General features: G+C 44.5%; 4 protein-coding genes and 1 pseudogene. All 5 read left to right on the top strand.

All coding sequences use genetic code 11. From position 1 onward, the window contains the following. Window positions 1-324 (top strand): putative molybdenum carrier protein (locus Q7J27_05460; protein MDO9528594.1); only part of this gene is annotated, 324 nt, incomplete at its 5' end. A gap of 75 nt (window positions 325-399) precedes the next feature. Beyond that, a complete protein-coding gene (locus Q7J27_05465; protein MDO9528595.1) occupies window positions 400-573 on the top strand; it encodes a hypothetical protein in 174 nt (57 codons plus the stop codon). A gap of 32 nt (window positions 574-605) precedes the next feature. Next, entirely contained in the window at window positions 606-1,019 is a 414-nt protein-coding gene (locus tag Q7J27_05470; protein MDO9528596.1) for a transposase, read from the top strand. Window positions 1,020-1,209: 190 nt separating this feature from the next. Further along, window positions 1,210-2,577 carry an IS110 family transposase gene (locus Q7J27_05475; GenBank protein ID MDO9528597.1) on the top strand — a complete coding sequence of 456 codons (1,368 nt, stop codon included), beginning with the start codon at window positions 1,210-1,212 and terminating at the stop codon, window positions 2,575-2,577. 27 nt (window positions 2,578-2,604) lie between these two features. Further along, a pseudogene (locus Q7J27_05480) lies at window positions 2,605-3,591 on the top strand (IS3 family transposase).

Genomic DNA, 3,591 nt, shown 5'->3' on the forward strand with positions numbered 1-3,591 from the left:
CAGAAAGTGATCGATTCCGATGGCACAGCAATTTTCTCTCATGGTTCTTTATCGGGCGGCTCTTTAAGAACATTTCAGTATGCAAAGAAACATAGCAAGCCAAGTCTTCATTTGAATATGACGAAACTTTCAGTCGATGAAGCTGTAAATGAAATATTGCATTGGGTAAAAGAAAACAACATACAGATACTTAATGTTGCTGGTCCCAGGGGAAGTAAAGACCCTGAGATTTATGCTGTTGTAAAAGAAGTGATGACAATAGTTCTCACAAAGAATCTTGCCGGTATTTCTACCACATTATCATTTGAAAATAAGTTGATTTAACTCCATAGATGGGCTTTATTGATAAGAAGTAACAGCTTTATATGAGAAGCACAGTAAACTTAAAAGGAGACAGACATGGAACATCGGATAGAGGTCTTACCAGGGATATTTATACAACCACAGAGTATCAAGACAATAAAGGGGCTCATTGAATATGATATAACTAAAAAAGAAAACCTGACCATTCTCTGCTCTCACGGAGGCATAGCCCTCTGTGTCAATATAAGTGAGACACTTTCCACCCAATAGTTTAGACTCAAAGGGCGGGAAGGAGAAATAGAATGGAAGGGAAAAATTTAATGACAGCAAAGAGCAGTATAGTACAAAAGGAATCCGGTATCAGAGCAGTCCCTGATCCCGAAGTTACTGAGAAAGCAGTACGCCGGAAATTTACTGCAGCATTTAAGCTCCGCATTCTTAAAGAGGCAGAAGCCTGTACCCAACAAGGACAGCTCGGTGCGCTTTTGCGCCGTGAAGGGCTCTATTATTCGAACCTTACATCGTGGAGACGCCAGATCAATCAGGGTCTCATTCCGAAGAAGAGAGGACCTCTTGCTAAAAGACCCGATCCGCATGCCCGTCGTATTGTAGAACTGGAACGGGAGAATGCAAAGCTTACGCATAAGCTCAAGCATGCTGAATTGATTATTGATGTCCAAAAAAACAATCTTAAATGTAATTACCTTTCCCTGTGACAATAGAAACTTGTTTTGATATACTCGATAGGGGAGGAGAGACCGTCCACTTATTGGTGTTTTTACCCGTAAAAAAACGTGGTCCAGGAATGAAAGTGTCCTTGATATTGGTGACGTTCAAGCGATCCCGTTTAGGAAAGTAATATAGTTTTCATTTCACCTCCCAATATATTTTATGACTGGAGGTAATATGACATCAAAAAAGGGTTCTGTTGCATTTTCTGTTGTGCATCCTGATGCTGCCGGAATTGACATCGGCGCTACATTTCACATTGTTGCCGTATCACCGGAACATGATTCTGTACCTGTCAGGAAATTCCGAAGCTTTACCACAGATCTCCGCAGGCTTTCACAATGGCTGCGCGAGATAGGTATAACATCCGTTGCCATGGAGTCTACCGGGGTGTACTGGATTCCTGTTTTTGAAATCCTCGAATCAGACGGTTTTGAGGTAATCCTGGTAAATGCCCGCGAGGTAAAACAGGTGCCTGGACGGAAAACCGATTACAACGACGCTCAATGGCTCCAGAAATTACATCAATTCGGATTATTAAGGGCAAGTTTCCGTCCCGGCGAGCATATCGCAACCCTTCGTGCCTATTTACGCCACAGGGAGCGACTGATCGAATATTCTTCTGCCCACATCCAGCACATGCAGAAAGCCCTTATGCAGATGAACGTACAGCTTCACCATGTGGTGTCAGACATAACAGGTGCAACTGGCATGAGAATTATTCGGGACATTCTCGATGGAGAACGAGACGCAACCACATTGGCCGCCCACAGGGACATCAGATGCAAGGAGTCCGAGGAAACCATAGCTGCGGCACTTACTGGAAATTATCGCGAAGAACATGTCTTTGCATTGAAGCAGGCAGTTGAACTCCGGAACTTTTACGAAGAACGTATCAAAGAATGTGATGTCCGGATAGAAAAGGTTATGGCAAAACTGAACCAGAATAAGATACCCGCAGATATTCCTTTACCCGGGGCCAGGTCCAGAAATAAGTCAAATCATGAACCTGGCTTTGCGGTGCGCAGCTTACTGTATACGCTAACAGGAGTAGACCTGACACAGATAAACGGCTTTGGTCCCTATACAGCCCTTAGGCTTATCGGAGAGTGCGGAGATGACATGACGAAGTGGCCTACGGAAAAACACTTTACATCTTGGCTATCTCTGTCCCCCGGAAACAAGAAATCGGGCGGTAAAATCTTATCAAGCAAAACAGGGCGAACAAAAAACAGAGCCACCACCCTCTTGCGGATAGCTGCAGTAAATGTCGGAAAAACAGAAACAGCATTAGGAGCTTTCTACAGAAGACTGGCTGCCAGAATAGGAAAGGCAAAGGCTGTTATAGCCACTGCAAGGAAAATTGCAATCCTTTTTTACTCAATGATGAAGTACGGCAGGAACTATGTTGAGCCGGGAGTCGAATACTACGAGGCCCAGTACCGTAACCGGGTGCTGTCGAATCTCAAAAAGAGAGCTAAACGACTGGGATATGAGCTTATTGCCAACCCAATTCCGGTAACGATTGGTGCTGAAGTTTCTTAGGAAAGTGGCCGAACTCCTGAAAGGCGACAGCGAGGAGAAATCATGAATACGATTATTGCATTGGGAGATGAGGTAGGTATACGTGCAGCCTGTACCGCCCTTGCTGTATCCCGTGCCGGTTTCTATCGATGGAAAGTTCCGACAACAGGAAAGATGATTCGTCCCGTACCCCCTCTTGCCCTTTCTGCTTCTGAACGAAGTGAGGTACTTGATGTCCTTCATGAGGACCGTTTTATCGATAAAGCCCCTCAGGAGATCTATGCAAAGCTTCTTGATGAAAACAAATATATCTGCTCTATCCGCACTATGTACCGGATCATGGAAAAGGAAGGAGAGATAAAAGAGAGAAGAAATCAGCTGCTCCGTCCTCACTATACAAAACCGGAGCTTCTTGCAACAGTACAGAACCAAGTCTGGTCATGGGATATTACAAAATTGAAGGGACCGGTAAAGTGGACCTATTATTATCTCTATGTAATCCTCGACATATTCAGTCGCTATGTGGTGGGATGGATGGTAGCGCATAGAGAACTGGCCGTTCTTGCCCGTAAGCTGATTGAAGAGACTATCAAGAAACAATCAATTCAACCGGGTCAGCTTTTGATCCATGCAGACAGAGGATCAAGCATGACATCAAAACCAGTGGCCTTTCTGCTCGCCGATCTCGGTGTTACCAAAAGTCATTCAAGGCCTTCAGTCAGTAATGATAATCCATATTCTGAATCTCAGTTCAAAACCATGAAATACAGACCTGAGTTCCCCGACAGGTTCGGTTCCATTGAAGATGCCAGGGCATTCTCTCAGACCTTCTTTCCCTGGTACAATACAGAACATTATCATTCCGGGTTAGGTCTTTTAACACCTGAAGATGTCCATTACGGAAGGGCTGCCCGTATTATTGAAAACCGTGAAGAGGTGCTTATGGATGCTTATGAAAGACACCCTGAACGGTTTAAGGGAAGGATACCGAAACCGATGTTACTCCCTGATGCCGTTTGGATCAACAAACCGTCA

It is taken from the genome of Syntrophales bacterium (assembly GCA_030655775.1).
Taxonomy (GTDB): domain Bacteria; phylum Desulfobacterota; class Syntrophia; order Syntrophales; family JADFWA01; genus JAUSPI01.